The 24,914-nt window shown below is 70.3% G+C and carries 24 protein-coding genes; 8 read left to right on the forward strand and 16 right to left on the reverse strand.

Annotated elements, in window-relative coordinates; genetic code table 11:
- The first annotated feature begins 23 nt into the window (after positions 1-23).
- From yczE to GAS53_RS30640, 4 genes are all read left to right on the forward strand, one after another.
- Positions 24-686: a membrane protein YczE gene (gene yczE / locus GAS53_RS30625; protein ID WP_151480978.1), complete on the forward strand. Its 663-nt coding sequence runs from the start codon at positions 24-26 to the stop codon at positions 684-686.
- Positions 683-1,450 (forward strand): glycerophosphodiester phosphodiesterase, encoded by a 768-nt coding sequence (locus GAS53_RS30630; protein ID WP_151480979.1) that lies wholly within the window; start codon positions 683-685, stop codon positions 1,448-1,450. Before yczE ends, GAS53_RS30630 begins: the two co-directional genes overlap by 4 nt.
- A 62-nt stretch (positions 1,451-1,512) precedes the next feature.
- Positions 1,513-2,865: an MFS transporter gene (locus GAS53_RS30635; RefSeq protein ID WP_151481040.1), complete on the forward strand. Its 1,353-nt coding sequence runs from the start codon at positions 1,513-1,515 to the stop codon at positions 2,863-2,865.
- Positions 2,866-3,120: 255 nt separating this feature from the next.
- Positions 3,121-3,495 carry an RNA polymerase-binding protein RbpA gene (locus GAS53_RS30640; protein WP_003977404.1) on the forward strand — a complete coding sequence of 125 codons (375 nt, stop codon included), beginning with the start codon at positions 3,121-3,123 and terminating at the stop codon, positions 3,493-3,495.
- A gap of 249 nt (positions 3,496-3,744) precedes the next feature.
- Here the strand turns inward: GAS53_RS30640 and fxsA are convergent, their stop codons facing one another.
- The 4 genes from fxsA to GAS53_RS30660 form a co-directional block, all read right to left on the reverse strand.
- Positions 3,745-4,326 carry an FxsA family membrane protein gene (gene fxsA, locus GAS53_RS30645; protein ID WP_151480980.1) on the reverse strand — a complete coding sequence of 194 codons (582 nt, stop codon included), beginning with the start codon at positions 4,324-4,326 and terminating at the stop codon, positions 3,745-3,747.
- A 159-nt stretch (positions 4,327-4,485) separates the two neighbouring features.
- Positions 4,486-5,250, reverse strand: coding sequence for a polyprenol monophosphomannose synthase (locus GAS53_RS30650; protein ID WP_151480981.1), 765 nt, complete (start codon positions 5,248-5,250; stop codon positions 4,486-4,488).
- Between the two features lie 502 nt (positions 5,251-5,752).
- Positions 5,753-7,369: an amidohydrolase gene (locus GAS53_RS30655; protein WP_151480982.1), complete on the reverse strand. Its 1,617-nt coding sequence runs from the start codon at positions 7,367-7,369 to the stop codon at positions 5,753-5,755.
- A gap of 143 nt (positions 7,370-7,512) precedes the next feature.
- Complete coding sequence (locus GAS53_RS30660; RefSeq protein ID WP_151480983.1) at positions 7,513-7,953, reverse strand: Lrp/AsnC family transcriptional regulator; 441 nt, start codon at positions 7,951-7,953, stop codon at positions 7,513-7,515.
- Between the two features lie 265 nt (positions 7,954-8,218).
- Here GAS53_RS30660 and GAS53_RS30665 point away from each other — a divergent pair, with 265 nt between their 5' ends.
- The gene (locus GAS53_RS30665) at positions 8,219-8,656 is read left to right on the forward strand and encodes a hypothetical protein (RefSeq protein ID WP_151480984.1); all 438 of its coding nucleotides are present in this window, start codon (positions 8,219-8,221) and stop codon (positions 8,654-8,656) included.
- A 37-nt stretch (positions 8,657-8,693) separates the two neighbouring features.
- Here the strand turns inward: GAS53_RS30665 and GAS53_RS30670 are convergent, their stop codons facing one another.
- The 3 genes from GAS53_RS30670 to GAS53_RS30685 all read right to left on the reverse strand — a co-directional run bounded on the left by GAS53_RS30670 (position 8,694) and on the right by GAS53_RS30685 (position 12,664).
- Positions 8,694-9,788 carry a phosphotransferase family protein gene (locus GAS53_RS30670; protein WP_151480985.1) on the reverse strand — a complete coding sequence of 365 codons (1,095 nt, stop codon included), beginning with the start codon at positions 9,786-9,788 and terminating at the stop codon, positions 8,694-8,696.
- 37 nt (positions 9,789-9,825) lie between these two features.
- The gene (locus tag GAS53_RS30675; protein WP_151480986.1) at positions 9,826-10,950 is read right to left on the reverse strand and encodes a hypothetical protein; all 1,125 of its coding nucleotides are present in this window, start codon (positions 10,948-10,950) and stop codon (positions 9,826-9,828) included.
- Between the two features lie 541 nt (positions 10,951-11,491).
- Complete coding sequence (locus GAS53_RS30685) at positions 11,492-12,664, reverse strand: acyl-CoA dehydrogenase family protein (protein WP_151480988.1); 1,173 nt, start codon at positions 12,662-12,664, stop codon at positions 11,492-11,494.
- Between the two features lie 341 nt (positions 12,665-13,005).
- Here GAS53_RS30685 and GAS53_RS30690 point away from each other — a divergent pair, with 341 nt between their 5' ends.
- The gene (locus tag GAS53_RS30690) at positions 13,006-14,253 is read left to right on the forward strand and encodes a glycoside hydrolase family 18 protein (RefSeq protein WP_151480989.1); all 1,248 of its coding nucleotides are present in this window, start codon (positions 13,006-13,008) and stop codon (positions 14,251-14,253) included.
- A 57-nt stretch (positions 14,254-14,310) separates the two neighbouring features.
- On the opposite strand, the gene GAS53_RS30695 is transcribed toward GAS53_RS30690, so the two are convergent.
- The 3 genes from GAS53_RS30695 to GAS53_RS30705 all read right to left on the reverse strand — a co-directional run bounded on the left by GAS53_RS30695 (position 14,311) and on the right by GAS53_RS30705 (position 16,722).
- Complete coding sequence (locus tag GAS53_RS30695) at positions 14,311-14,970, reverse strand: TetR/AcrR family transcriptional regulator (protein WP_151480990.1); 660 nt, start codon at positions 14,968-14,970, stop codon at positions 14,311-14,313.
- Between the two features lie 90 nt (positions 14,971-15,060).
- Positions 15,061-15,207, reverse strand: coding sequence for an SCO1431 family membrane protein (locus GAS53_RS30700; protein WP_151480991.1), 147 nt, complete (start codon positions 15,205-15,207; stop codon positions 15,061-15,063).
- 135 nt (positions 15,208-15,342) lie between these two features.
- On the reverse strand, positions 15,343-16,722 hold the full coding sequence (locus GAS53_RS30705) for a peptidase C39 family protein (RefSeq protein WP_151480992.1): 1,380 nt from the start codon (positions 16,720-16,722) through the stop codon (positions 15,343-15,345).
- Between the two features lie 250 nt (positions 16,723-16,972).
- Between GAS53_RS30705 and GAS53_RS30710 the strand changes: the two genes are divergently transcribed.
- Together GAS53_RS30710 and GAS53_RS30715 are read left to right on the forward strand one after the other, a co-directional pair.
- Positions 16,973-17,647, forward strand: coding sequence for a uridine kinase family protein (locus GAS53_RS30710; RefSeq protein WP_404829309.1), 675 nt, complete (start codon positions 16,973-16,975; stop codon positions 17,645-17,647).
- A gap of 434 nt (positions 17,648-18,081) precedes the next feature.
- Positions 18,082-19,950, forward strand: a complete 1,869-nt coding sequence (locus tag GAS53_RS30715) for an AAA family ATPase (RefSeq protein ID WP_151480993.1) — start codon at positions 18,082-18,084, stop codon at positions 19,948-19,950.
- Positions 19,951-20,083: 133 nt separating this feature from the next.
- Here the strand turns inward: GAS53_RS30715 and GAS53_RS30720 are convergent, their stop codons facing one another.
- The 6 genes from GAS53_RS30720 to ribH all read right to left on the reverse strand — a co-directional run bounded on the left by GAS53_RS30720 (position 20,084) and on the right by ribH (position 24,899).
- Complete coding sequence (locus GAS53_RS30720) at positions 20,084-21,193, reverse strand: hemolysin family protein (protein WP_151480994.1); 1,110 nt, start codon at positions 21,191-21,193, stop codon at positions 20,084-20,086.
- Positions 21,190-22,524, reverse strand: a complete 1,335-nt coding sequence (locus GAS53_RS30725) for a hemolysin family protein (protein ID WP_151480995.1) — start codon at positions 22,522-22,524, stop codon at positions 21,190-21,192. The genes GAS53_RS30720 and GAS53_RS30725 overlap by 4 nt, the downstream gene beginning before the upstream one ends.
- Before the next feature lie 197 nt (positions 22,525-22,721).
- On the reverse strand, positions 22,722-23,198 hold the full coding sequence (locus tag GAS53_RS30730) for a PH domain-containing protein (RefSeq protein WP_151480996.1): 477 nt from the start codon (positions 23,196-23,198) through the stop codon (positions 22,722-22,724).
- A gap of 12 nt (positions 23,199-23,210) precedes the next feature.
- Complete coding sequence (gene hisG / locus GAS53_RS30735; protein WP_151480997.1) at positions 23,211-24,059, reverse strand: ATP phosphoribosyltransferase; 849 nt, start codon at positions 24,057-24,059, stop codon at positions 23,211-23,213.
- Positions 24,060-24,106: 47 nt separating this feature from the next.
- Positions 24,107-24,379, reverse strand: coding sequence for a phosphoribosyl-ATP diphosphatase (locus GAS53_RS30740; RefSeq protein WP_151480998.1), 273 nt, complete (start codon positions 24,377-24,379; stop codon positions 24,107-24,109).
- Positions 24,380-24,404: 25 nt separating this feature from the next.
- On the reverse strand, positions 24,405-24,899 hold the full coding sequence (ribH, locus tag GAS53_RS30745) for a 6,7-dimethyl-8-ribityllumazine synthase (RefSeq protein WP_151480999.1): 495 nt from the start codon (positions 24,897-24,899) through the stop codon (positions 24,405-24,407).
- Positions 24,900-24,914: the final 15 nt, after the last annotated feature.

Genomic DNA, 24,914 nt, shown 5'->3' on the forward strand with positions numbered 1-24,914 from the left:
CTACCACCACACGGGGGCACATCTTGTCCACGCCGCCAGCGGGGCGCCTCCCCCGCCGACTGCTTCAGCTGTACTTGGGCCTGGCTCTGTACGGCGCGAGTTCGGCCCTCCTCGTGGAGGCGGGCCTGGGGCTTGAACCCTGGGGCGTACTTCACCAGGGTCTCGCCGAGCTCACCGGGCTGACGATCGGCGTGGTGTCGATCATCGTGGGCGCCGCGGTCCTGCTCCTGTGGATTCCGCTGCGTCAGCGCCCTGGCCTCGGCACGGTCTCCAACGTCTTCGTGATCGGCATCGCCATGGACGGCACGCTCGCCCTGGTCCCGGACGCGCACCCCCTTGCCGTCCGTATCCCTTTGCTGGTGGCGGGCATCCTGCTGAACGGCGTGGCGACCGGCCTCTACATAGCGGCCGTCTTCGGTCCGGGCCCGCGCGACGGGCTGATGACAGGGCTGCACCGGCGCACGGGCCGCTCGATCCGCCTGGTCCGCACGGCCCTCGAACTGGCGGTCGTGGCCACGGGCTTCGTCCTCGGCGGCACGGTCGGCGTGGGCACGGTCCTGTACGCGGTCGCCATCGGCCCCCTCGCCCAGCTCTTCCTGCGCGTGTTCGCCGTCCCCCCGGCATCACCGAGCGGCAGCACGGTTGTTGCCGCCGGGCAACCGGAGCGAGCGATACTGCGCAGGTGACCAGCCGTATACGCCACCCCTATCTCGACCATCCCGGCCCGATCCCCTTCGCCCACCGGGGCGGAGCGGCGGACGGCCTGGAGAACACCGTGGCCCAGTTCCGGCGCGCGGTCGAGGCGGGCTATCGATACATCGAGACCGATGTACACGCCACGGCGGACGGAAAACTCGTCGCCTTCCACGACGCGACCCTGGACCGGGTGACCGACGGGGCGGGCCGGATAGCGGACCTCCCCTGGGACGACATACGGCACGCGCGCGTGGCGGGCGCCGAACCGGTGCCCCTCTTCGAGGAGCTGCTCGAGACGTTCCCGGACGTGCGCTGGAACGTCGACGTCAAGGCGGAGCCCGCGCTGCATCCCCTGCTCGACCTGATCGGCCGCACCGAGTCCTGGGACCGCGTCTGCGTCGGCTCCTTCTCCGAGGCGCGCGTGGCTCGTGCACAGCAGCTGGCAGGGCCGCGGCTGGCGACCTCGTACGGCACCCGGGGTGTACTGGGGCTGCGGCTTCGCTCGTGGGGCATGCCCGCCGCACTGCGCCGCTCGGCGGTCTGCGCCCAGGTGCCGGAGTCCCAGTCGGGTGTCCCGGTGGTCGACCACCGCTTCGTGCGCGCAGCCCACGCGCGCGGGCTGCAGGTCCACGTGTGGACGATCAACGAACCCGAGCGGATGCACCGTCTTCTGGACCTGGGAGTCGATGGCATCATGACCGATCACATCGAGACGCTGCGCGGGGTCCTCAAGGACCGCGGCACCTGGGTCTGACGGCCCGTCGCCCCATGCGCACGTCCGCTCACGGGGACTGCGACGGGGAAGCGAGGGCACGGGTGGGCACCGACACCGTGCGGGAACGGGCGGCCGACGAGACGGCCGAGCGGCGGCGCGAACAACGCGGCTGGTACTTCTACGACTGGGCCTGCTCCGTCTACTCGACGAGCGTGCTCACCGTCTTCCTCGGCCCCTATCTGACGTCGGTGGCCAAGGCGGCCGCGGACGCGGACGGGTTCGTGCACCCGATGGGGATCCCGCTGCGCGCCGGCTCCTTCTTCGCGTACTGCGTGTCCGCGTCCGTGATCCTGTCGATCTTCGTGATGCCGCTGGCGGGCGCGGCGGCCGACCGCACGGGCCGCAAGAAGCCTCTCCTCGCGGTCGCCGCCTACCTGGGCGCCGCGGCCACCACGGGCATGTTCTTCCTGGACGGCGACCGCTATCTGCTCGGCGGCCTCCTGCTGATCGTGGCCAATGCCTCGTTGGCCGTCTCGATGGTGCTCTACAACTCCTATCTGCCGCAGATCGCCCCGCCCGAGGAGCGCGATGCCGTCTCGTCGAGGGGCTGGGCCTTCGGATACGCATCCGGCGCGCTGGTCCTGGTGGCGAACCTGGTGCTCTACACGGCCCATGACAGCTTCGGCGTCTCGGAGGCGACGGCGGTTCGCATCTGTCTCGCCTCGGCGGGCATCTGGTGGGGCGCCTTCACACTCATACCGCTCAAGCGGCTGCGCGACCGCCGTACGACGGCATCCCCTTCGGGGACATCCGTGCATGGCTGGCGGCAACTGGCCGCGACGGTGCGGGACATGCGCCGCCAACCGCTGACGCTCGCGTTCCTGCTGGCCTACCTCGTCTACAACGACGGCATCCAGACGGTCATCTCACAGGCCTCCGTATACGGCTCCGAGGAACTGGGCCTCGGCCAGTCGACACTGATCGTCGCCGTACTGCTGGTCCAGCTGCTCGCGGTGGCCGGGGCCCTCGGGATGGGCCGGCTCGCCCGGACGTACGGCGCCAAGCGGACCATCCTCGGCTCACTGATCGCCTGGACCCTCACGCTGGCCGCCGGTTTCTTCCTGCCCGCGGGCGCCCCCGTCTGGTTCTTCGTCCTCGCCGCCGGGATCGGACTCGTCCTCGGCGGCAGCCAGGCGCTGTCCCGCTCCTTGTTCTCGCATCTGGTGCCGCCGGGCAAGGAGGCCGAGTACTTCTCGGCGTACGAAATGAGCGACCGCGGCATGAGCTGGCTGGGTCCGCTTCTGTTCGGTCTGACATACCAGCTAACCGGAAGTTATCGGGACGCGATCATCTCGCTCGTGGCCTTCTTCGTACTGGGATTCGTGCTGCTCGCGCGGGTTCCGGTGCGGCAGGCGGTGCGCGCCGCGGGCAATCCCGTTCCGGACAGGATTTAGCGCCCGAGGCCAAAGGCCGGTAGTGTACGCGTTTGGCCTGCCAGGCGTACCGTTACTGCGCGTCAAAGATGCCGAAACGGTGGGTTACATCTGCTCCCAGATGTGACAAACCGGACGCAGGTGGGTACAACAAGGGGCGGCTACGACGGCGACGCATGACCCGGAACGGGAATCTTTACCGCCGACCGGACGTTGACCGGATGACGACGACAGCGACACCTGTCCTGTGGGCGACAAGCCCGGGAGGCACGATTCATGAGTGAGCGAGCTCTTCGCGGCACGCGCCTCGTGGTGACCAGCTACGAGACGGACCGCGGCATCGACCTGGCCCCGCGCCAGGCCGTGGAGTACGCATGCGAGAAGGGTCATCGATTCGAGATGCCCTTCTCGGTGGAGGCGGAGATCCCGCCGGAGTGGGAGTGCAAGGTCTGCGGGGCCCAGGCACTCCTGGTGGACGGCGACGGCCCTGAGGAAAAGAAGGCCAAGCCCGCGCGTACGCATTGGGACATGCTGATGGAGCGGCGTACGCGGGAGGAGCTCGAAGAGGTCCTCGAAGAGCGTTTGGCCGTGCTTCGCTCTGGGGCGATGAACATCGCGGTCCATCCGCGGGACAGCCGCAAGTCCGCGTAGCCCCTCCGGGGGCTGGGCGGCATACAACGCACGCACGCGACCGCGGGTGCCGTACTTCTGAGTACGGTCCCTGCGGTTTTGTGCGTGCGGATGTCTTTTCGGCCTGAACCGCCACGTCCTCAAACGCGAAAATCCAGCCCCCTGGGGGCGCCTCCCAGTGGTAGCTGGGGGAGTTTGAGGAGCGGGGTCTGGGGCGGAGCCCCAGAGGATGGGACGGGTAGGGGCGGCGGGGGCGAGAAACCTCCGGCCTCAGCCGTTCAACGGACGCCTCGGCCCCGCGTCCCCCTCATATCCCCGCGGCTCGTCATCCCGGATCACCTCGCCCTGGACCACCTTGCCGTCGGGGCGGTGAATGCGGGCCTGCTGGAAAGCGTCACCGAGGGTCCCCGGCGTCGCCTCACGCATCTTGCGCTCGAACGTGCGCTCCGCATAGCGGCTGAGGGCCTTCTGGAGCGGCGGAATCAGCAGAAGCAGGCCGAGCGCGTCGGAGATCAGGCCAGGCAGCATCAGGAGGAGGCCGCCCAGCATCATCAGGCCGTTGCCCTCGGAATTGCCCCCGCCCTGCGGCAGCACCCCGCTCTGCTGCTGTTGCAGCGCCTCGCTCAGGGCGCGAAAGGCCCGGCGTCCGGCGCGCTTGATGACCACGGAGCCGAGCACGAAACCGGCGACCAGCAGCAGGAAGACGGTGAGCCCGCTCGCCGCGCCCGCCACCACGATCAGCAGCCAGATCTCCAGCACCAGCCATGCGGCGATGCCGAGCGGCAGGAACCTGAGCAGCGGGGAGCGCCGGGGCCGGGCGGGGTGGGGCGGAGTCGAAGCGCCAGTCGTCATGCGTCCAGTGTGCCTGGGCACGGCTCAGTACGGCATAAACAGGTGGTCAGCGATGCCTGTGGATCAGATCCGAACCCGGCTCAGGACTTGTCGCGTCGCTCAGGACCCCACACATCGCTCAGGACGCCTTACGCCTTACGCCGCTCAGGACGTCTCGCGTCACTTCTTCCGCCCCAGGATCCGTCCGGCCCGCTCCCCCACACCCCACGTGGTCACCCGCCACAGGGCCTCCACCAGGATGTCGCGGCTCATCTTGGAGTCGCCCAGCTCGCGCTCGACGAAGGTGATGGGCACCTCGACCACGTGGAAGCCGGCCTTGACGGCCCGCCGCGCCAGGTCGACCTGGAAGCAGTAGCCCTGCGAGGACACGTCGCCGAGGCCGAGGCCCTCGAGGGTCTCGCGGCGGAAGGCCCGGTAGCCGCCCGTGACGTCGCGGAGCGGTACATCGAGCAGGACGCGCGAGTACAGGCTCCCGCCGCGCGAGATGAACTCACGGGACTTGGGCCAGTTCACCACGCGCCCGCCCGGCACCCAGCGGGAACCGAGCACCAGATCGGCGCCCTTGAGCGCGGTGAGCAGCCGGGGCAGCTCCTCCGGCTGGTGCGAACCGTCGGCGTCCATCTCGACCAGGACGCCGTATCCGTGCTCCAGGCCCCAGCGGAAGCCCGCGAGGTAGGCGGCGCCGAGGCCTTCCTTGCCCTTGCGGTGCAGCACGTGGATGTGGTCGTCCTCGATGGTCAGCTCGTCGGCGAGCTTGCCGGTGCCGTCGGGGCTGTTGTCGTCGGCGATCAGGACGTGTGCGGCGGGCACGGCGGCCCGCACCCGGCCGACGATCGCCTTGATGTTCTCCGCCTCGTTGAAGGTCGGGATGATCACCAAGGTCGTGCCGAGCGGACCGAACCGTCGCCCACCGCCGTCGTTCACAGCTTCCCCTTAAGACTTCCGTGCAGGGGCTCCACCATAGCGAGCACCGCTCTTCACGCTGGTGAGGCGTTGGCCTGAAGGCTCCGAGAGGGAGGTGTGGGACTGCGGATCGGGGCCCGGCGCCCTTCGGGCCGACCTGGGACCCGCTGGCTGCGGGTCGACCGAAAGCCGTTGTCTACTGAGCGTCCGGGCCCCACCCGGGTCACACCATCCGGCCGGAACGTTCCCTCGCCCCGTGGCGCGGGCGCTGGGCCTGGCTCCCAGTGGTGGTGCGCCGGTGCGGCACACCACCCCTGACCCAACTGCGCTGCGGCGACTGCGCGGAAGTTCACCGGTCGGACGTCCGGTGGTGGACCCGGCCGAACCTACCGGCCACCTGCCGTTGGCTGTCAACAGCCGTTTGATCTGCGGGTTTTGCATCAAACGCCTGGTCAGTGCGGAGGATGCCCAGGTCGCACGACAGGGCGACGGACGATGATCCGTATCGCGCCACCCCGGGACATCACTCGTCCGGCCGTACGAATACGGTCCGGCCGCCCACCACGGTTCGCAGGCAGACCGGGAGGTGCGCACCGGGCGTCAGGTCGGGCAGTCCGGGGGTGCCGGAGCGGGGGTCGGTCGACCAGCGGGCGACCCGGTCGTCCGGGGCCTGCACGACGAGTTCGTCGGTGCGCCACAGCGCGTAGTCCGCGGGCGCTCCCGGTACCAGGACCCCCGCGTCGTCCCGCCCGACCGCACGCCAGCCGCCCCGCGTGTGCGCCGTGAACGCGGCGCGCACGGACACCCGGTGCTCGGGAGTGCGGTGGAAGGCCGCGGCACGGACGGTGCCCCACGGATCGAGCGGAGTGACGGGGCTGTCGGAGCCGAAGGCGAGCGGCACGCCGGCGCGCAGCAGGCCGGCGAAGGGGTTGAGCGTACGAGCCCGCTCGGCGCCCAGACGCTGGACGTACATGCCGTCCTCGCCGCCCCACAGCGCGTCGAAGGCGGGCTGGACGGAGGCGGTGAGACCGAGTTCGGCGAAGCCGGCGATCGTCTCGGGGGTGAGCATCTCGGCGTGCTCGACGCGGTGCCGGGCGGCGCGTACACGGGCCAGGCCGACCTTCTCCGCCGCGACGCGCACTCCGTCGACCACGGAGGTCACGGCGGCGTCCCCGATGGCGTGGAAGCCCGCCTGGAGGCCCGCCTCGGTACAGGCCACCACATGGGCGGCGACGGCGGCGGAGTCCAGGTAGGCGGTGCCGCTGTGGTCGGCGTCGGCGTACGGGTGGTGCAGGCAGGCCGTGTGCGAGCCGAGGGCGCCGTCCACGAAGAGGTCGCCCGCGGCTCCGATCGCCCCCAGGGCGCGGGCCTTCTCGACATCCTGCTCGGCCCAGTAGCCGAGGACTCTGGGCCCGGCCTCCTCGGCGGCGAGCCTCAGCAGCCCGGTGAAGTCGTCCTCTGAGGAGATGTCCGGGCCCGCGCACTCGTGGACGGAGCCGATGCCGAGCGAGGCCGCGTGCCGCAGGGCGGCTCGCTGGGCCTCCGTGCGCTGCTCCGGGGTCACGGCCGCGAACGCGGCGGCGCGTACGGCGTGATGGGCGTCGCGGGTGAGCGGAGCGCGGTCCTGGAAGCCGGCCGCCTCGCGCACGCCCGGCGCCATGTCCAGCAGGGCCGTGGTGACGACGGCCGAGTGGACGTCGATCCGGCTGAGGTAGAGGGGGCGTCCGCCGGTGACCTCATCGAGCTCGTCCCGCCTCGGCGGCCGCTGCTCGGGCCAGCGGGAGGCGTCCCAGCCATGGCCGAGGAGCACCCGGTCGGAGGGGCGGCCGGCCGCGAAGTCCCGTACGAGAGTCAGCGCCTCGTCGAGGGTGCGGGCGTCGGACAGGTCGAGACCGGTGAGGGCGAATCCGGTGGCCGTGGAGTGCACGTGCGCGTCGGTGAAGGCAGGGGTGACGAGCGCTCCTTCGAGGTCCACCACCTCGTCGACGCCGTCCGCGAACGCGTCGGCCGCGCCCTCGGAACCGACCCAGGCGACCTGCCCGCGTTCCACCACCATCGCGGTGGCGAACGGATCGGCGGGGCTGTGGACTTCCCCGCCGCGCAGCAACACGGTCCGGGAGGTGGCGGTGCTCTCACTCATGGGGAACAGTCTCGCCCCTCGGCGCGCCCGCCCCGTGCGCGGGGCGGTAATGCGCGGCACAGCCGCAGAAGGGTCCGGCCTCAGATCCTCGGCGGCCGGGCTCAGATCCTCGGCGGCCGGCCTCAGATCCTCGGCGGCTGGGCTCAGATCTTCGGCGGCCGGGCCTCGTACGGCGTGGAGAGAACCACCGTCGTACGCGTCGATACGCCCGCCAGCGTGCGCAGGTGCGTGAGGAGCTCCTCCAGCTCGTGCGGGGTCGAGACGCGGACCTTGAGGATGTAGTTCTCGTCGCCGGCGACGCTGTGGCAGGCCTCGATCTCCTGGACGTCGGCCAGGCGCTCGGCGATGTCGTCCGGGGCGCTGGGGTCGAACGGTTTCACCGAGATGAAGGCTGTCAGCGGCAGCCCGACGGCCTCCGGGTCGACGACCGCGGCATAGCCGCGGATGACGCCGCGCTGTTCCAGCCGGCGCACCCGCTGGTGCACGGCCGACGTGGACAGGCCCGTAGCCTTGCCCAGGTCGGTGTAGCTCATCCGCCCGTCTTCGACGAGCAGCTGCACGATGTGGCGGTCCAGCTCCTCCATGGCGGAGAACCTACAGTGCCCTTGATCTCCTCGGGTACTCTGCGGCGCAGGTCATACCCGGTTTGTGATGTGGCCCGGAGAAGCCGGTGTGCCACGTGGGGGACAAAACCGCCGCGTCGGGCACCTGCGGGCGGCATGTGACGAACGCCACATGGCGGCGATCGGTTCCGTGATGTTCTCGTGATTACCGCAGAGACGGGGCGGGAAGTGCTTGCTGTGGTCGAGGTCGCAGTGCCTTGTCGGCCCACCCGAGGGGGAGTAGCCCATGCAGAGTCTGAAGCGCCCTGGTCGCACCGCGCCCAAGCGGCAGCAGCCCGTCGTCGAGCCCGAGCCGGAGGGCGTCGAACCGGACGCCGTTGACGGCGAGGAGCTCGACGCGTACGACACCTTCGAGATGTACCGGGTGGTCTGCCCGGACTGCGCGCAGCCCATCGCGCTCCTTGCGGACGAGGAGGTCCTGCCGGAGCACGCGCTGTGCGCGACGCCGTGGAACCCGTTCGGGCTCACGGTCTGCGCCGGTACGGGCCGCACGGCGGCCGACGCCCGGCCCGCCGACGAGTCGATGGAGGCCCAGGAGCAGGACACCGCCCTGCTGTTGACGCTCCCTCAGGGACTCGACTGGCGCACCCAGCCGTTCTCGCACGTGGGTGGCCCCGGCTCGCGCCCCATGCAGGTGCCGGTGATGCGCCGCCAGGCCGCCTGAGCACCAAGCCGGCCGGTTCCCGCCCGAGAAGCGGTCTTCAGTCCCAGTAACTGCCCTGCACCATGGCTCGCAGGCTGTCGTGGTGCAGGATCAGTGTGTCCGGATCCGCCGGGACGGCGGCCTCGCCGAAGTGCACTTGGCGGTAGGCGACACGCAGCATGACGACGGCGTGCCGCAGTGCCGCGTACAGGGTGTGGAAGTCCATGTCCCGCGGTGTGTGGCCGGTGAGTTGGGCGTAGCGCCGCTCCACCCGGTCGCGGCGCAGGAAGTCGGGCAGTCCGGGCTGTCCGAAGCTCATGGTGAGGTCCTGGAAGAAGCGGTGCAGGTAGATCATCCAGCCGAGGTCGACCTCGCGCGGGGCCAGGGCCGCCATCTCCCAGTCGAGGACGGCGGCGGGTTCGAAGCCGTCGTAGATGACGTTCCCGATGCGCGCGTCACCCCAGTTGAGGACCGTCTCGCCCTCGTCGTGCGGCCAGAGCGCGTCGAGCCGGTCGAAGGCGTCTTCGATGAGGGGTGAGCGTGACAGTCCGTCAATCACCCATTCGTAGTAGGCGCGTTGGGCGGCGACATGACGCCGCAGCGCGCTGCCGTCGCCCGGTGCCGCGAGGAAATCAGCCTCGCGCACCGGGACTTGGTCGTGCAGCCGGGCGAGGAGTGCGACCGAGGCGGCCTCCAGCCGCTCACGCTCGGCGTCGCTCGCCGCGTGCAGCCAGTTCCCCTCGTACGTGTAGGGCATGACGTCCGGCGGTACGCGCCCCTCGACGCGCTCCATGACGAAGAAGGGCGCCCCGAGCGGCCCCGGATCCTCCTCCAGCCACAGCACACGCGGCATCGGAAGGTCGGCGCGGTCCGCCACCAGCCGCATGGTGCGGTACTGGCGCGGCAGGTCGTAGACCGGGAAGACGGTGTACGCCGCCGGGTCCGCCGCGAGTCTCAACGCGCAGGCGCGGACCGGGGGTTCGGGGTTCTCGATGTCGAAGAGCAGGGTCTCGCTGGACAGTCCGTTGGACTCGGGGACGCGGACGTCGACCGCCTTGGCGCCGGGCAGTCGCACGCCGAGCCAGGCGGTCAGCCGCTGCGCGAGTTCCTCCGGATCACGTGTGGTCGTACGCGGACGGGGTGCTGTAGCCATAACCCCACTCCCTCCCTCTCCCTCTCTCCGAACTCCCTCAAGGCGCGACCGAGTCGAAGCCGGTGAACCCGCTCGGGTCGTGCCGCCCGAACGAGCCGTGCTCGAAGATCCCGTGCCCGGTCTGTCCGTCGAGCGTGAAGCGGGCCGCGTGGTCGGTCACTCCGTACGCGGCGAGCGGGTGAGCGGCCGGGTCGGACAGGTCGTACGTACGGCGGTCGGTCCAGCCGCGTCCTCGCCAGGTGCCGTGCTGCCAGTCGTCGGCGGGCGGGTATCCGGCACCGACGGCGAGCGGGGAGGAGGCGAGGATCTCGACGCCGAGTTCCGACGGTTTGAGGAAGTCGCCGAGGTGGACGACCGCGCGTTCCGGGTGGCGGGTGCCGCTCCGGTACGTGATCTCGGCCTGGGGCCAGCCGAGTTGGCGGTCGCGCTCTCCGTCGCGTACGAGCGTCGCGTCGTTGAGGGTCCGGTAGCCGTCGGCGTCCTCCTGGGTGATGACCATCAGGAAGCGGTCCTCGAAGCGGACGGGGCACCAGAGCCAGTGGAAGCCCTCGGTCCGGTGCTCCTCGGCGAGGCGGCCGCCCTCCTCGCCGGGTAGGGGGCGCGTGCCCCAGCTGCGGTCGCGGGTGCCGGTCCAGCCGTCGGCGGACAGCCGTATCTCCTCCCCCGCGACCCGGATCCAGCCGTCGCAGCGGCCCGCCTGGACGAAGCGCCGGCCCTCCAACGTGAGGCGGGCGCCCCGGCGTTGGAGGTGATGCGGCTCCCACAACGCGGGAAAGTCCGCCGACCAGTTGATCTCGTACGACAGTCCGTCCGGGTCGTCGGGGTCGGCCGCACAGCTCAGGACGAAGTCCTTCAGCGGTCGCTCGACGAGAATCCGGAGGGGGCCGACGGCCATCTTCATCCGGGTGTCGTCGTCCAGCGCGTCGGAGGCCCGTACGGCGTGCAGGGTGTCGCCGAGACGGAGGGTGGCGTACGCGTCGATCACCCCGACGTTCGGGTACACCCCGAGTCCCAGGATGAGCAGCGCCCGGCCCTGGTGGTCGAAGACATGGAAGATGCACCGGTCGTAGGCGTTCCGGTCCCCTGTCGCCACATGCTTCATCGAGAGGGGGACCTGGTGCACGGGGTACTCGTCGAGTGCTACGGGGCGGTCGTCGGGCATCTGCTGCCTCCCGGTGCGCGCGGCAGGTGACGTCACCCGGAGGGGTGCGGCCCCCGGCGGCGGAGTTGACGGTACGTCAGAAGACCTGCCGGGGCCAGGGGTTGTCCGGCGCGAACCGCCGGACAGCCCTCGGGCCGGGGATGCCCCTCGTACGGGCCCGTCGCGAACTGACGGGCGAATGCGCGAGCCGGTGACCTGTCCGCCAGTGGACCCGTTGGCCCCGGTATGACCTCCACGTATGCAGAGACAAGCCGTCGCCGCCGGATCCTCCTTCCCGCGCCCGCAGAATCGGTTTCGCAGGGGCCACAGGAGGCACAGAGGACGCAAGTGACACAGCGGGCGCAGGCGACTCAAGCGACTCAAACGACGCAGAGGGCACAGCCGACGCCGGGGTTTCATGGACCCCAACAGCCTCTGGATCCCCCCATCTACCGCGCTCTGATCCGCACCTGGGCCGACCGCGGCCGGGCCCTGCCGGGCCGACACGACCCGGAGTGGGCCCGGCTCACGGCACCCTCGGCCATCTACGGGTACGGGCAGCTCAGCGCGACTCGGGACCCGCGAGGTGACGGGCGATGACCATCCGCTGGATCTGATTGGTGCCCTCGACGATCTGCAGCACCTTGGCCTCGCGCATGAACCGCTCGACGGCGAAGTCCGCGGTGTAGCCGTACCCGCCGAGCACCTGGACGGCGTCCGTGGTGACCTTCATCGCGGTGTCGGTGCAGTGCAGCTTCGCCATGGCTGCCTGCTTGGCGAACGGCCGTCCCGCGTCACGCAGCCGGGCCGCGGCGAGGTAGAGCGCCCGGCCCGCCTCGATCTGGGTCGCCATGTCCGCGAGCATGAAGCGCAGACCCTGGAAGTCGGCGATCCGCCGGCCGAACTGCTCGCGCCCTGTGGCGTACGAGACCGCCTCGTCGAGAGCCGCCTGGGCCACGCCGGTCGCGCAGGCCGCGATGCCGAGCCGCCCGGAGTCGAGCGCGGACAGGGCGATCGCGAAGCCCTGGCCCTCATCGCCGATGCGCCGGTCGTCGGAGATCCGCACCCCGTCGAAGTGGACCTGGGCGGTGGGCGAGCCCTTCATGCCCATCTTCTTCTCGGGCGCCGCCGCGCTCAGTCCCTCGGCGTCGCCGGGCACCAGGAACGCCGTGATGCCCCGCGCCCCCTCGCCGCCGGTGCGCGCGAGCACGGTGTAGAAGTCGGCCACTCCGCCGTGCGTGATCCAGGCCTTGGTGCCGGTGATCACCCAGTCGTCATCGTCCCGCACGGCCTTCGTGCGCAGCGACGCGGCATCGGAACCGGACGACGGTTCGGAGAGACAGTAGGCGCCCAGGAGGCCGCCGCCGAGCATGTCCGGCAGGTGCTCGACCTGCTGTTCCTTGGTTCCGTAGTTCGCGAGGGCGTGACAGGCGAGCGAGTGCACGCTGACGCCGAGGCCGACGGTGAGGCGGGCCGCGGCCAGCTCTTCGAGGACCTGGAGGTAGACCTCGTACGGCTGGTCTCCGCCGCCGTACTCGGAGTCGTACGGAAGGCCGAGCAGCCCCGATTCCGAGAGCAGCGTGAAGACCTCGCGCGGGAAGTGCCCGGCGTCCTCCTCCTCGGCCGCCTTCGGGGCGATCTCGCGCTGCGCGATGTCGCGGACGAGCGAGATCAGATCCCGGGCCTCGTCCGTGGGCAGCTGACGATCCACCGGCTGCGTGGCGCGGTCGGGCATGGCGACACTCTCCTCCCTGTCGGGCACTACGACGGTCACACCGGGGTGAGGTGGCTCCGCCGGGTCTTTCCGGGCCCCGACCGATGCTGCCCTTCCGGGTTTCGGAACGGGCTGACCAGCGGCTGTGGCGCTGTGAGTATGCCCGATCGGAGGCAGTCCGTCACCAGTTAACGACCGTTTATTACGACACATCCGAGGTGCGTCGAAATTGGTCCGAACCATTGACGCACTGGTCTAGTCCTCCTACTGTGCGCTCAGCGCCTCAACGCGTTCATGCCAAACGGCGCCGGCAGGTCCAGGCACCACTTCCCCCACGCTCCCCTCCCCCACGAGGAGACACGATGCTCAGACCGCACCGCCCTCGCACCCCCATCCGGATGCTCCTCTCCGCCGCGTGCTGTGCCGTTCTCGGTGCGGGCCTGCTCGCCGGCGCGGGCTCCGCCGGCGCGGCCGACAGGGCCGAACCGGCCGCCACCCCCAAGGCGGCCGGCTCCAAGGTCGTCGGCTACTTCACCGAATGGGGCACGTACGACCGCAAGTACCTGGTCAAGAACATCCAGACGTCCGGTTCGGCGGCGAAACTGACGCACATCAACTACGCCTTCGGCAACGTCACCGGCGGCAAGTGCGCGATGGGCGACGCCTACGCGGCGACCGAGCGGACGCACACCGCGGCCGAGTCGGTGGACGGGGTCGCCGACACCTGGGACCAGCCGCTGCGCGGTAACTTCAACCAGCTGCGCGAGCTCAAGAAGCTCCACCCGAACCTCAAGATCCTCTGGTCCTTCGGCGGTTGGACCTGGTCGGCGGGCTTCACCGAGGCCGCCAGGAACCCGGCGGCCTTCGCCCAGTCCTGCTACGACCTGGTGGAGAACTCGAAGTGGGCGGACGTCTTCGACGGGATCGACATCGACTGGGAGTACCCGAACGCGTGCGGCGCCACCTGTGACACCAGCGGGAGGGCGGCGTACAAGAACCTGATGTCGGCGGTGCGCGCGAAGTTCGGCGGCTCCGCGCTGGTCACCTCGGCGATCCCGGCCGACGCCTCCGCGGGCGGCAAGCTCGACGCGGCGGACTACGCGGGGGCCGCCCAGTACGTCAACTGGTACAACCCGATGACGTACGACTTCTTCGGCGCCTGGGACGCGACCGGTCCCACGGCTCCGCACTCGCCGCTGAACTCCTACACCGGGATTCCGAAGGCGGGTTTCCACTCCTCCGCGACGATCGCCAAGCTCAAGGGCATGGGCATCCCGGCCTCGAAGCTGCTGCTCGGTATCGGCTTCTACGGGCGCGGCTGGACCGGTGTCACCCAGGCGGCGCCCGGCGGCACGGCCACCGGTCCTGCGGCGGGCACGTACGAGCAGGGCATCGACGACTACAAGGTGCTCAAGACGAAGTGTCCGGCGACCGGCACGGTCGGCGGCACGGCGTACGGCAAGTGCGGGAACAACTGGTGGAGTTACGACACCCCGTCGACCATCGCCGGGAAGATGAGCTACAAGAACGCGCAGGGCCTGGGCGGCACGTTCTTCTGGGAGCTGAGCGGTGACACGTCCAACGGTGAGCTGATCAAGGCGATCAACTAGCTTGCCTCGTAGGGCACTTGGGGCGGGGGTCGGTCGGCGCGGACTCCCGTCCCTCGCTCATGCGTCCCGGCGGGCGGCCCGTGGAGCCGGGTAGGAGGCGTCAAGCTCCTCGATGGCGCGCATCGTGCCGCCGAGCATCTTCACCAGCAGCTCGCGCATGAGGTCGCGCGGGAGGCCGTAGTGGTCGATCCAGTCGAGCGTGGCCCCCTCGACGCTGCACAGCCAGCCGAGCAGCGCCGTCCGGGGCAGCGGGGCGATCTTCCGTCGCCCGTACGCCCCTTCGGCGATGGTCTCGATGATGGCCTCCCGCACGCTCTCCCGGATGGCGTGCACCTCGGCGTCGAAGCCGACGCCGCCGCTGATGATCGTGCGGTACGCGGCCTGGTTGTGCTCGGCGTAGCACAGATAGCCGTCGATGGTGCGGTGCACCCGCTCCTCGGGGGGCAGTTCGAGACCGCCGGCCGCCCGGGAGATCAGATCGGCCACCGAGTCCTGGACGATCGCCAGGTAGTAGCCGCGCTTGGACTTGAAGTAGTAGTAGATCAATCCCTTGGCGACATGCGCCTGCTTCGCGATGTCGTCCATCGACAGGGCGTCGTACGACGTGTCGGCGAATAACTTCCGCCCGATGGCGATGAGTTCGGCACGGCGCGCTAAGGAACGGTCGGTACCGCGCGCCCCGGGGCGGTCGACACCGCGCTGGTGGCTGTTACTCAATTCCGGACCTGGTCTCCAACTGCGGGCGGGACATCCGCAGTATGGCAGAGCCGCGCGACCAGCCTGTTCGACTCTCTTCGACGACCAGCGTCAGACCAGGCCGAGCTGCGTCACGAACATCGCGAGCACGACCACGAACGTCCAGCCCACGACGTGTTCGAGGATCTTCGGCCCGTCGTCCTTGGGGCCGCCCGTGCGGGCCCGGACGCGTCCGGCGGTGGCTGAGGTCGTGGTCATGGCAGCTCGCTCACGTTCGTCCTGCGGTGGAATCCCCCCGTCGAGCTGTCCACCTTGCCACCGGATCGGGCTTTTGCGGGAGAGAGCTTGGTCACGCGCAGAGGGCTGCTGTGGCACACGCCACAGCAGCCGTGCTCAGCGAATGCCCACCTCTGCCAGCGCCTTCCGCTGGTCGGCTGTGGGATGGGCCGGGAAGTAGAGGTAGCAGACCCCGCCGGTGCCGGAGACGACCTTCCCGGAGGCGTTGTACCTCTTGGTACGGAGCCAGATGTTCTCCCACTCGCGCCGCTGGTAGACGCGCCGTACCGCGTTGTTGTCGGGCGAGGCCGGGTCATTGGCGATCACGTCGCCGGCGGCGGTGAAGCCGATGACCGTCATCAGATGCCCCGCGGTGCCGTACCCCGCGCCCGTCAGCTCGGTCTTGAGGAACGACTGGGACGTTATGGCCGGGATGCCGGCGGCGATCAGCGTCTCCAGGTCGGTGAGCGAACCGAGCCGCGTGACCACGCCCTGGAGGTCCTTGTACGTCGCGGCGTACGCGGCGTTGAAGGGCCAGTTGCCGCAGCCGGCGTACTGGTAGTCGTAGGTGAACCGGGCGGCATGGCACACCTGCGGATCCGCGTACGCCGGGTTGACCCACGCCAGAGCCTCGGCCGTGGGCTTCCGCCCCCAGTACTCGATGATCATCTGGGAGGAGGTGGGGCTGCACCAGGCCTCGCCGCCGTTGTCGTACTCGGGGTACTGGCCGACGTGGATCTCCTGCGAGTAGCGCGGCACCGTCAGCTCCCGCGCGAGACCGGGCGTCGAGGCCGGGACGGTGAAGCGGTCCGGGATGTCGGAGCCCATCGCGCCGAGCCGCCACACGGTCGGCGTGCTCTTGGTGCCGGGCCTGCGGTACAGGGTCAGCCGCAGCCGGTACGACACCAGGCGCAGGCCCGAGGCGGCGTCGTCGATGGAGAAAGTGTCCGTCCAGATGCTGCTCCTGCCGTCGCTCTGGTCGTCCACCGAGGTCCGCCGGATGTCCTGATCGCCGGCTGCCCAGCGGCCCATCACGTACCAGGGCGTGTCCGTGCCGTCGGAGTACGTGCCCGTCAGCTCGACCTGGAGCCAGGTGCCCGCCGGGGTCCGCGCGTTCCAGGAGGCGATGACCTCGGCCGACGGGACGGCGAGGCGGTGCACGGGCGAGGTCCAGCGCGCGTACTCCCAGGTTGCGGTCGTGCCGGTGTGCGGGTCCCGGTAGTCGGTACGCCCCTCGGGGGTCGCGATCACCAGGCCCGGGCGCGCACCCGGCACGGCCCGGGTGCCTTCCGCGGTGCCGCCGCACCAGTCGGTGTACGAGAGCCAGGCACGGTTGTCCACGAGGCCGGAGGGAGCTTTCGACGGGGCGGCGGTCCGGGCGTTCAGGGGGCGGGCCGACGAGTCGGCGGCGGCCGCCGGACTCACGGCGCCCGCCGCGGCCGCGGTCACCGCCGCGGCCAGGAGGCTTCTGCGGGACGGCTGTTCAGATCTGGTCATGGGTGGGTGACCCCCAGGTGTCCGGAACGGGCTGGTCCGATGCGCGTGTGCGCCAACTATGGTTCCCGATCACGGCTTCTGCCAGCACTTCGCGCGTCGCGGCGCCGACCAATATTGGTCAGGACCTCTGGAGCGACGGGCGGCCCAAGGGCTTCGACGCGGATGCGCCCCGGCCGCCCCTCACGGCCGCGGCACCTTCCATCCATTCACCCGCTTTAGGCACCATCCGCCCGATATGGAAATCGGTAGAGTGTTCCTCCGGAATACGTACGCGCCGCACCGCACCCAGGGATCCCCCATTCACCTCCACGCCCTCGCCTCCCAGCTGCACCGACTGCCGCCCTCCTGCGGACCGGTCCGGCTCGTCGGCGTCGACGGGCACGCGGGCTCCGGGAAGACCACCTTCGCGGCGCGGCTGGCCGAGGCGCTGGGCGGCGCCCCCGTACTGCACCTGGACGACATCGCCACCCACGAGGAGCTCTTCGCGTGGACCGGGCGACTGCTCCAGGAGGTCGTCGAGCCGCTGAGCCGCGGCGAGAGCGCGCACTACCGGCCGTACGACTGGCACGCACGCGACTTCGGGCCGGCCCGCGCCCTGCCGCCCACGCCCGCGATCGTCCTCGAAGGGGTCGGCGCGGGACGCCGCGCACTGCGGCCGCATCTGGCGCGGCTGCTGTGGATGGAGCTGGCGCACGAGGACGCGTGGGCGCGCGGGCGGCAGCGGGACGGTTCGGCCCAGAGCGAGTTCTGGGAAGGGTGGGTCCACGCTGAACGCCGGCACTTCGCCGAGGACCCCTCAAAGCCGTTCGCCGATCTTCTGGTACGGCAGTTTTCAGAGGGATATGAGGTACTGCCGGGACCTGCTGAGACCTCAGCAACGGAACTCACCGTCACGGACCGTGACGGTCCAGCGCCTGTGTGCTGAACTTGTGAAGACCCCTGTCGGGGAAGTTCCCCGAGTGCTCCAACTCGGCTTGACCGGGGGGCCGTACAGGACTTACGTTCTCAATGTGCGGCCTTTCGAGGCCGCCCTGCAGACGCGAAGCCCCCGGTTGTTCCCCCGTGATCGGGGGCTTCGTTCTGCCCTCAACCATTTTCCGGACGCTCCGAGGCGTGATTCGCTCACCCTCGGTCACCATGCGCGGTGCACCCCATCTGCTCCCACCTCGAAGAACCCGTCGTGCGGCACCCTTCGGCCCGGTGCTCCCCCGCAGGTACGATGCCTCTCGGTGCGACCTTCGGACGGCTGCTCTCCGCACCGAACGCAACTCCCGTCCGCGGCACAGCGGTTCGACGAAGACTGCCGACGGGCACCGGCCCGCCCGGCGATCAACGGGGGCACGGTTTGTGGGGGACGTGATGGACTTCGGCACGCAGGGCCCCGAGGCCCCGGCCGACCTCGCCTGGCTGCGAGGTGTGGACGCCTACACGATGGGGGCCTATCCGCAGGCGGAGGAGGAGTTCCGCGCCGCGGTCCGGATGGACCCGGGGATGGCCGACGGCTGGCTCGGGCTGCACGCGCTGCGCATCGACACGACGACCGCGCTGCTGCGGATGTTCCGGCACCGGGAACGCTTCGGGGAACAGCGCGCCCGCCACCGGCGCACGCTCAACTCCTGGTACTGGCTGGGCTGGTGGGTGCAGCCGGTCCTGGAGTCGCCGCGTGATCTGCTGCTCGCGCACGCCTCGCACTGGCTCGACGGACGCCATGTCCCGGAGCTGGACCGGGCGCTCGCGAGCCTGCCGCCCGTGGACACCGATCCACAGGTGCGGTTCCTGCACGCCTGCCGCGCCTATCTCGTCAAGGACTGGGAGCAGCTGGTCCGGCACACGGATCCGCTGATCGACGATCCGATGCTGGGCATCGAGGCCGGCCTGTTCGGCGGCATGGCGCGGGTACGGCTGGAGATGTACGGGCAGGCCGAGCCGCTTCTGTCGTCCGCGCTGATGCGCTGCCGCAGCGAGCAGCCGCAGCGCAAGGAGCTGCGGTACTGGCTGGCGCGGGCGCACGAGGGCACGGGCCGCTCCGCGGCGGCGCTCCCCCTGTACCGGGCGGTGCACCGGGTCGACCCGGCGTTCATGGACACCTCGGCACGGCTCGCCGCGATCGCCGAGGGCGACGGGTACGACGACACGGCCGACCTCGCGGCGATCACGCTCACCGGTGTCGGGCAGGACATGCTGGACGGCCCGGACGGCGTCGATCCGCTGTTCGGCGGAGAGGGCCGTGACCTCAAGCTGTCGGAGCCCGAGCTGCCGCCGCCGGGCGCGCTGCCGTCCGAGAGCGACCGGGTCCGGGAGAAGGCCATCGTGCCGGTGCGGCCGCCGCATCTGCCGACCGGGCCCACCGACCCCGCCCTGTTGGAGGAGGCGCTCGCCGAGCTGGAGCGCATGGTCGGTCTGGAGCCGGTGAAGCGCCAGGTGAAGGCGCTGTCCGCGCAGTTGAACATGGCACGGCTGCGCGCCGGGCAGGGCCTCCCGGTCCAGCCGCCGAAGCGGCACTTCGTGTTCTCCGGCCCCTCCGGCACCGGCAAGACCACCGTGGCCCGCATCCTGGGCCGGGTCTTCTACGCGCTCGGCCTGCTCGGCGGCGACCATCTCGTCGAGGCGCAACGTGCCGACCTGGTGGGTGAATACCTCGGTCAGACCGCAGTGAAGGCCAACGAACTGATCGACTCCGCGATCGGCGGCGTCCTCTTCGTCGACGAGGCGTACTCGCTCTCCAACTCCGGTTACGGAAAGGGCGACGCCTACGGCGACGAGGCGCTGCAGGTCCTGCTCAAGCGCGCCGAGGACAACCGCGACCATCTGGTGGTGATCCTCGCGGGCTACCCGGAGGGCATGGACCGTCTCCTCGCCGCCAACCCCGGCCTGTCGTCCCGCTTCACCACCCGCGTCGACTTCCCCTCGTACCGTCCCCTCGAACTCACCTCGATCGGCGAGGTGCTGGCCGCGGAGAACGGTGACGTGTGGGACGAGGAGGCCCTCGACGAGCTGCGGTCCATCAGCGGGCACGTTGTCGACCAGGGCTGGATCGATGAGCTCGGCAACGGCCGGTTTTTGCGCACGCTGTACGAGAAGAGCTGCGCCTATCGCGATCTGCGGCTGTCGGGCTATGCGGGTGCGCTGAGCCGGGATGACCTTTCCACACTGCGGCTGCCGGATCTTATGCAGGCGTATGGAGAGGTTTTGTCGGGGCGGGGGCCGCAGGATCCTTCGGGGTTGTGAGCTGCGCCCACGAGCTCGGTCCCTTGTTGACGTCTCGCGGGTGCGGGTTCGTCGTGGCTTGTCGCGCCCCGCGGCGGAGCCGCAAATGTCACAGCCCCGCGCCCCCCAAAAGAAGGGGCGCGGGGCTTCTGCATCAGCTCGCCAGTGCCTGTTCCGTCGCCTCCGGGCCCAGGGCCGGATCCGGCGACTCCTTGCGCGGCTCGCTGACCCGCACCGTCGAAGCCTCCCGGTGCGCCGGATCGCGTACCTCGCCGACCAGCAGCTCCAGCACGTCCTCCATGGCGACGAGCCCGAGCACCTTCCCCGACGCGTCGGCCACCTGCGCGAGGTGTGTCGCGGCACGGCGCATCACGGTCAGGGCGTCGTCCAGCGGGAGTTCGGACCTCAGGGTCGTCATGGGGCGCCAGACCTGCTGCGGCACGGCCCGCTCGGACTCCTCCAGGTCGAGTACGTCCTTCACGTGCAGATAGCCCATGAAGGCGCCGTTCTCGGCGGCCACCGGGAAGCGCGAGTACCCGGTGCGGGCAGTGAGTGCGACGACCTGGCCCGGAGTGACCGAGGGGCCGACGGTCACCAGGGACTCCCGGTCCAGGAGCACGTCCGTGACCGGGCGGGAGCCCAGCTCCAGGGCGTCTTCCAGGCGCTCCTGCTCCTCGGGGTCGAGGAAGCCCGCCTGGCCGGCGTCCTCGACGAGCCGGTTGAGCTGCTCGCTGGTGAAGACGGCCTCGACCTCGTCCTTGGGCTCGACACGGAAGAGCCTCAGGATGACGCGGGCGCAGGCACCGAGGCCCACGGTGACCGGCTTGCACAGCCGGGCGAAGGCGACCAGGCCGGGGCTGAGCCACAGCGCGGTCTTCTCAGGGGCCGCCATCGCCAGGTTCTTCGGCAGCATCTCTCCGACGACGAGGTGGAGGAAGACGACCGCGGCGAGCGCTATGACGTACCCGAGCGGGTGAATCACGCCCTCGGGAAGGTGCACGGCGTGGAAGACCGGCTCCAGGAGATGCGCCACGGTGGGCTCGGCGACCGCGCCGAGCGTCAGTGAGCAGACGGTGATGCCGAACTGCGCGGCGGCCATCATCTGCGGCAGGTTCTCCAGGCCGTACATGACCTGCCGGGCCCGTGTCGTGCCGAGCGGTTCGATCTGGCTGCGGCGTACGGAGACCAGCGCGAACTCGGCGCCGACGAAGAATCCGTTGGCGAGCACGAGCAGGGCCGCGAAGAGAAGTTGGAGCACGCTCATCGGACGGCCTCCACCGCGGCTGCGGCGTCGGCGGTCCTGACGAGACGGACCCGCTCGGCCCGGTAGTGCCCGACCTGGCGCACCGACAGCCGCCAGCCCGGGAGCTCGGCCCTGTCACCGGCGGCGGGGATACGGCCGAGCAGATCGGCGACGAGGCCCGCGACCGTCTCGTACGGACCCTCGGGGACCTCCAGGCCTATGCGCTGCAGGATGTCGACGCGGCAGCTGCCGTCGGCGTCCCAGGCGGGCCGGCCGTCCTCGGGCGGGGCGGCGGCGAGTTCGGGCACGTCGTGGCCGTCGTGCTCGTCGCGGACCTCGCCGACGAGTTCCTCGACGATGTCCTCCAGGGTGACGACACCGGCCGTGCCGCCGTACTCGTCGACGACGACGGCGATGGGCTGTTCGTTGCGCAGCCGCTCCAGGAGGGGCTGCACGGGCAGCGTCTCCGGGACGAGCAGCGGGGCCTGGGCGATCCTGGTGACGGGGGTGCGCAGCCGGTCGTGCGAGGGCACCGCGAGGGCGTCCTTGAGGTGGACCATGCCGACGATCTCGTCGATCCGCTCCCGGTAGACGGGGAAGCGGGAGAGGCCGGTGGCACGGGTGAGGTTGACGACGTCCTCGGCGGTCGCGGAGGACTGGAGGGCGCTGACCTTCACGCGCGGGGTCATGACGTGCTGTGCGGTGAGGTCGGCCAGCGAGAGCGTACGGACGAACAGGTCGGCGGTGTCCTGCTCCAGGGCGCCGGCCTGGGCCGAGTGCCGGGCGAGGGAAACGAGTTCGCCGGGGGTGCGGGCGGAGGCCAGTTCCGCGGTGGGCTCGACGCCGAGAGTGCGGACGAGCCGGTTGGCGACCGCGTTCAGACCGGCGATCACCGGCCGGAAGAGAGTCGAGAAGGCGTGCTGCGGGCCCGCGACGAACCGCGCGACCTGCATGGGCCTGGACACCGCCCAGTTCTTGGGCACGAGTTCGCCGATCACCATCTGCACGGCCGAGGCCAGCAGCATGCCGACGACCACGGCGACACCGGGGACGGCGCCTTCGGGGATACCGACCGCGGTGAAGGGGCCGCCCAGCAGCTCGGCGAGCGCCGGTTCGGCGAGCATGCCGACGACGAGCGAGGTGATGGTGATGCCGAGCTGGGTGCCGGAGAGCTGGAAGGACAGCTCCTTGAGCGAGTTGACGACCGTACGGGCTCGTCGGTCGCCCTCGGCGGCGGCCTTCTCGGCGTCGGGGCGCTCCACCGTGACGAGGCCGAACTCGGCCGCCACGAAGAAGCCGTTGGCGAGAATCAACAAGAACGCCGCCCCGAGGAGCAGCAGGGGGATGGTCATGCCGCCGCCTCGATATGTCGGGAGGGGGCGGCGCAGGTACTACAGGACGATCCGTCCATCGCTGGAGGGAGTCACTCCTCGAATAGCAGGGGCCACTGAATTCCGGGTGGAGAGTCAGCGGCGGAGGCGCAACGAAAACGCCTCCGCCAACAGATTAATCAAGACATGGGCCCGTACGGCAGGGTAGCCGCCCAGAGTCAGCCGTGATGTTCGTCGTGCCGCCCGCCGGGCTCCCGGATGGAGCGGGCTTCGGCGAGTGCGCGCAGCGTACGGGCGTCGCTGATCGCGCGCTGCTTGGCGATGCCCGGCTGGATGCCGAGCGCGGGCAGGCTGGTGCCGTCGCTGAGGTTGAGGAACACCCACGGGTCGCCCGGGCGCAGGTTGACCTGCAGGATCTCCTCCCAGGCGAGCTTCCGCCGACCGGCGATGTTCACGACCGTGACGCCGGATTCGTCGGCGACGACTTTCGGCCGCGAGAGCAGCACGAGCACCCCAGTCAGCAGCGCCCCGGTGAAGACGAAACTGAGGCGCTCCGCCGGGCTGAGTGTTTCGAGCAGCATCGCGACCGTCGTGATCACCACGAAGATCGTGACACCGGCGGTCAGCAGGACGGCACGGGTACGGCCCGGCCGGAAAGTGACGGGCAGGGCGGGCAGCTCTGGTGCATCGGACATGGCGAGCGGTCCTCAGAGGCGGCAGGCGTGGATGGCCGTGGTCAGGATGGCCCGCGCGCCCAGGTCGTACAGGTCGTCCATGATCCGCTGGGCCTCCTTGGCCGGGACCATGGCGCGCACGGCGACCCAGCCCTCGTTGTGCAGCGGCGAGACGGTCGGCGACTCCAGGCCCGGCGTGAGGGCGACGGCCTTCTCCAGCTGCTCGACGCGGCAGTCGTAGTCCATCATCACGTACGTCCGCGCGACGAGGACGCCCTGGAGGCGGCGCAGGAACTGCTGGACCTTGGGTTCCTCGGCGTCCGCGCCGGTGCGGCGGATGACGACGGCCTCGGACTTCATGATCGGGTCGCCGAAGACCTCGAGCCCCGCGTTGCGCAGCGAGGTGCCGGTCTCGACGACGTCCGCGATGACCTCGGCGACGCCGAGTTCGATGGCCGTCTCGACGGCGCCGTCAAGGTGGACGACGGACGCGTCGACGCCCTGGTCGGCGAGGTGCTTGTCGACGATGCCCTCGTACGAGGTGGCGACGGTCATGCCGACCAGGTCCTCGACGGCCTTGGCCGTGCCGGGCTTGGTCGCGAAGCGGAAGGTGGAGCGGGCGAAGCCGAGCGGGAGGATCTCCTCCGCGTTGGCGCCCGAGTCGATGAGCAGGTCGCGGCCGGTGATGCCGATGTCGAGCTTGCCGGAGGAGACGTAGATCGCGATGTCGCGGGGGCGGAGGTAGAAGAACTCGACCTCGTTCTCCGGGTCGACGATCCTGAGCTCCTTGGACTCCCGGCGCTGCTGGTAGCCGGCCTCATGCAGCATCTCCGCCGCAGGGCCTGACAGGGAACCCTTGTTGGGGACGGCGATGCGCAGCATGAGGTCGGCTTCCTTCGTTCGTGCTTACGGGTGCGGGTTGCTGGTGCTCAGAGGTGGGCGTACACGTCGTCCAGGGAGATGCCGCGGGCGACCATCATCACCTGGACGTGGTACAGCAGCTGCGAGATCTCCTCGGCGGCCGCTTCCTTGCCCTCGTACTCGGCGGCCATCCAGACCTCGGCGGCCTCTTCGACGACCTTCTTGCCGATGGCATGGACCCCCTTGCCGACCAGCTCTGCGGTGCGGGAAGTGGTGGGGTCGCCGTTGGCGGCCTTCTGCTGGAGCTCGGTGAAGAGCTCCTCGAACGTCTTCTTGGACATGGTGGCGCCCACTTTACGCGTTGTGTCAGCCCGCCTGACGCCACGGTTCAGATACTGAGCGGAGGGTGGCCGCGGTCGCCACGGCCGCCGTCACCGCCTCGTGTCCCTTGTCCTCGTTCGAGCCCTCGATGCCCGCACGGTCCAGGGCCTGTTCCTCGGTGTCGCAGGTCAGCACGCCGAAGCCGACGGGGACGCCGGTGTCGATCGAGACCTGAGTGAGGCCCTGGGTGACGCCCTGGCACACGTATTCGAAGTGTGGGGTGCCGCCGCGGATGACGACGCCGAGCGCGACGATCGCGTCGTAGCCGCGGCCCGCGAGGACCTTCGCGACGACGGGCAGCTCGAAGCTGCCGGGGACCCGAAGGAGGGTCGGCTCGTCGATTCCCAGCTCGTGCAGGGCGCGCAGCGCGCCGTCGACGAGTCCGTCCATCACCTTCTCGTGCCACTGTGCCGCGATGACGGCGACCCTCAGGTCGCTGCAGTTGCGTACGGACAGTTCGGGTGCACCCTTGCCGCTCACGTGTCTCCTCGTGCT

Source organism: Streptomyces albicerus (assembly GCF_008905045.1).
In the GTDB taxonomy this organism is placed as follows: domain Bacteria; phylum Actinomycetota; class Actinomycetes; order Streptomycetales; family Streptomycetaceae; genus Streptomyces; species Streptomyces albicerus.

Excerpts from the sequence above, each read along its gene's own strand:
- GAS53_RS30660 (WP_151480983.1), bottom strand. The coding sequence starts at position 7,953 with ATGGAGGAGCTGGACCGCCACATCGTGCAGCTGCTCGTCGAAGACGGG.
- GAS53_RS30725 (WP_151480995.1), bottom strand. The coding sequence starts at position 22,524 with ATGACCATCCCCCTGCTGCTCCTCGGGGCGGCGTTCTTGTTGATTCTC.
- GAS53_RS30670 (WP_151480985.1), bottom strand. The coding sequence starts at position 9,788 with ATGGCTACAGCACCCCGTCCGCGTACGACCACACGTGATCCGGAGGAA.
- GAS53_RS30740 (WP_151480998.1), bottom strand. The coding sequence starts at position 24,379 with ATGTCCAAGAAGACGTTCGAGGAGCTCTTCACCGAGCTCCAGCAGAAG.
- GAS53_RS30705 (WP_151480992.1), bottom strand. The coding sequence starts at position 16,722 with ATGACCAGATCTGAACAGCCGTCCCGCAGAAGCCTCCTGGCCGCGGCG.
- GAS53_RS30690 (WP_151480989.1), top strand. The coding sequence starts at position 13,006 with ATGCTCAGACCGCACCGCCCTCGCACCCCCATCCGGATGCTCCTCTCC.
- GAS53_RS30720 (WP_151480994.1), bottom strand. The coding sequence starts at position 21,193 with ATGAGCGTGCTCCAACTTCTCTTCGCGGCCCTGCTCGTGCTCGCCAAC.
- GAS53_RS30685 (WP_151480988.1), bottom strand. The coding sequence starts at position 12,664 with ATGCCCGACCGCGCCACGCAGCCGGTGGATCGTCAGCTGCCCACGGAC.
- fxsA (WP_151480980.1), bottom strand. The coding sequence starts at position 4,326 with ATGACGACTGGCGCTTCGACTCCGCCCCACCCCGCCCGGCCCCGGCGC.
- hisG (WP_151480997.1), bottom strand. The coding sequence starts at position 24,059 with ATGCTGCGCATCGCCGTCCCCAACAAGGGTTCCCTGTCAGGCCCTGCG.
- GAS53_RS30700 (WP_151480991.1), bottom strand. The coding sequence starts at position 15,207 with ATGACCACGACCTCAGCCACCGCCGGACGCGTCCGGGCCCGCACGGGC.
- GAS53_RS30640 (WP_003977404.1), top strand. The coding sequence starts at position 3,121 with ATGAGTGAGCGAGCTCTTCGCGGCACGCGCCTCGTGGTGACCAGCTAC.
- GAS53_RS30665 (WP_151480984.1), top strand. The coding sequence starts at position 8,219 with ATGCAGAGTCTGAAGCGCCCTGGTCGCACCGCGCCCAAGCGGCAGCAG.
- GAS53_RS30730 (WP_151480996.1), bottom strand. The coding sequence starts at position 23,198 with ATGTCCGATGCACCAGAGCTGCCCGCCCTGCCCGTCACTTTCCGGCCG.
- GAS53_RS30715 (WP_151480993.1), top strand. The coding sequence starts at position 18,082 with ATGGACTTCGGCACGCAGGGCCCCGAGGCCCCGGCCGACCTCGCCTGG.
- GAS53_RS30655 (WP_151480982.1), bottom strand. The coding sequence starts at position 7,369 with ATGAGTGAGAGCACCGCCACCTCCCGGACCGTGTTGCTGCGCGGCGGG.
- GAS53_RS30675 (WP_151480986.1), bottom strand. The coding sequence starts at position 10,950 with ATGCCCGACGACCGCCCCGTAGCACTCGACGAGTACCCCGTGCACCAG.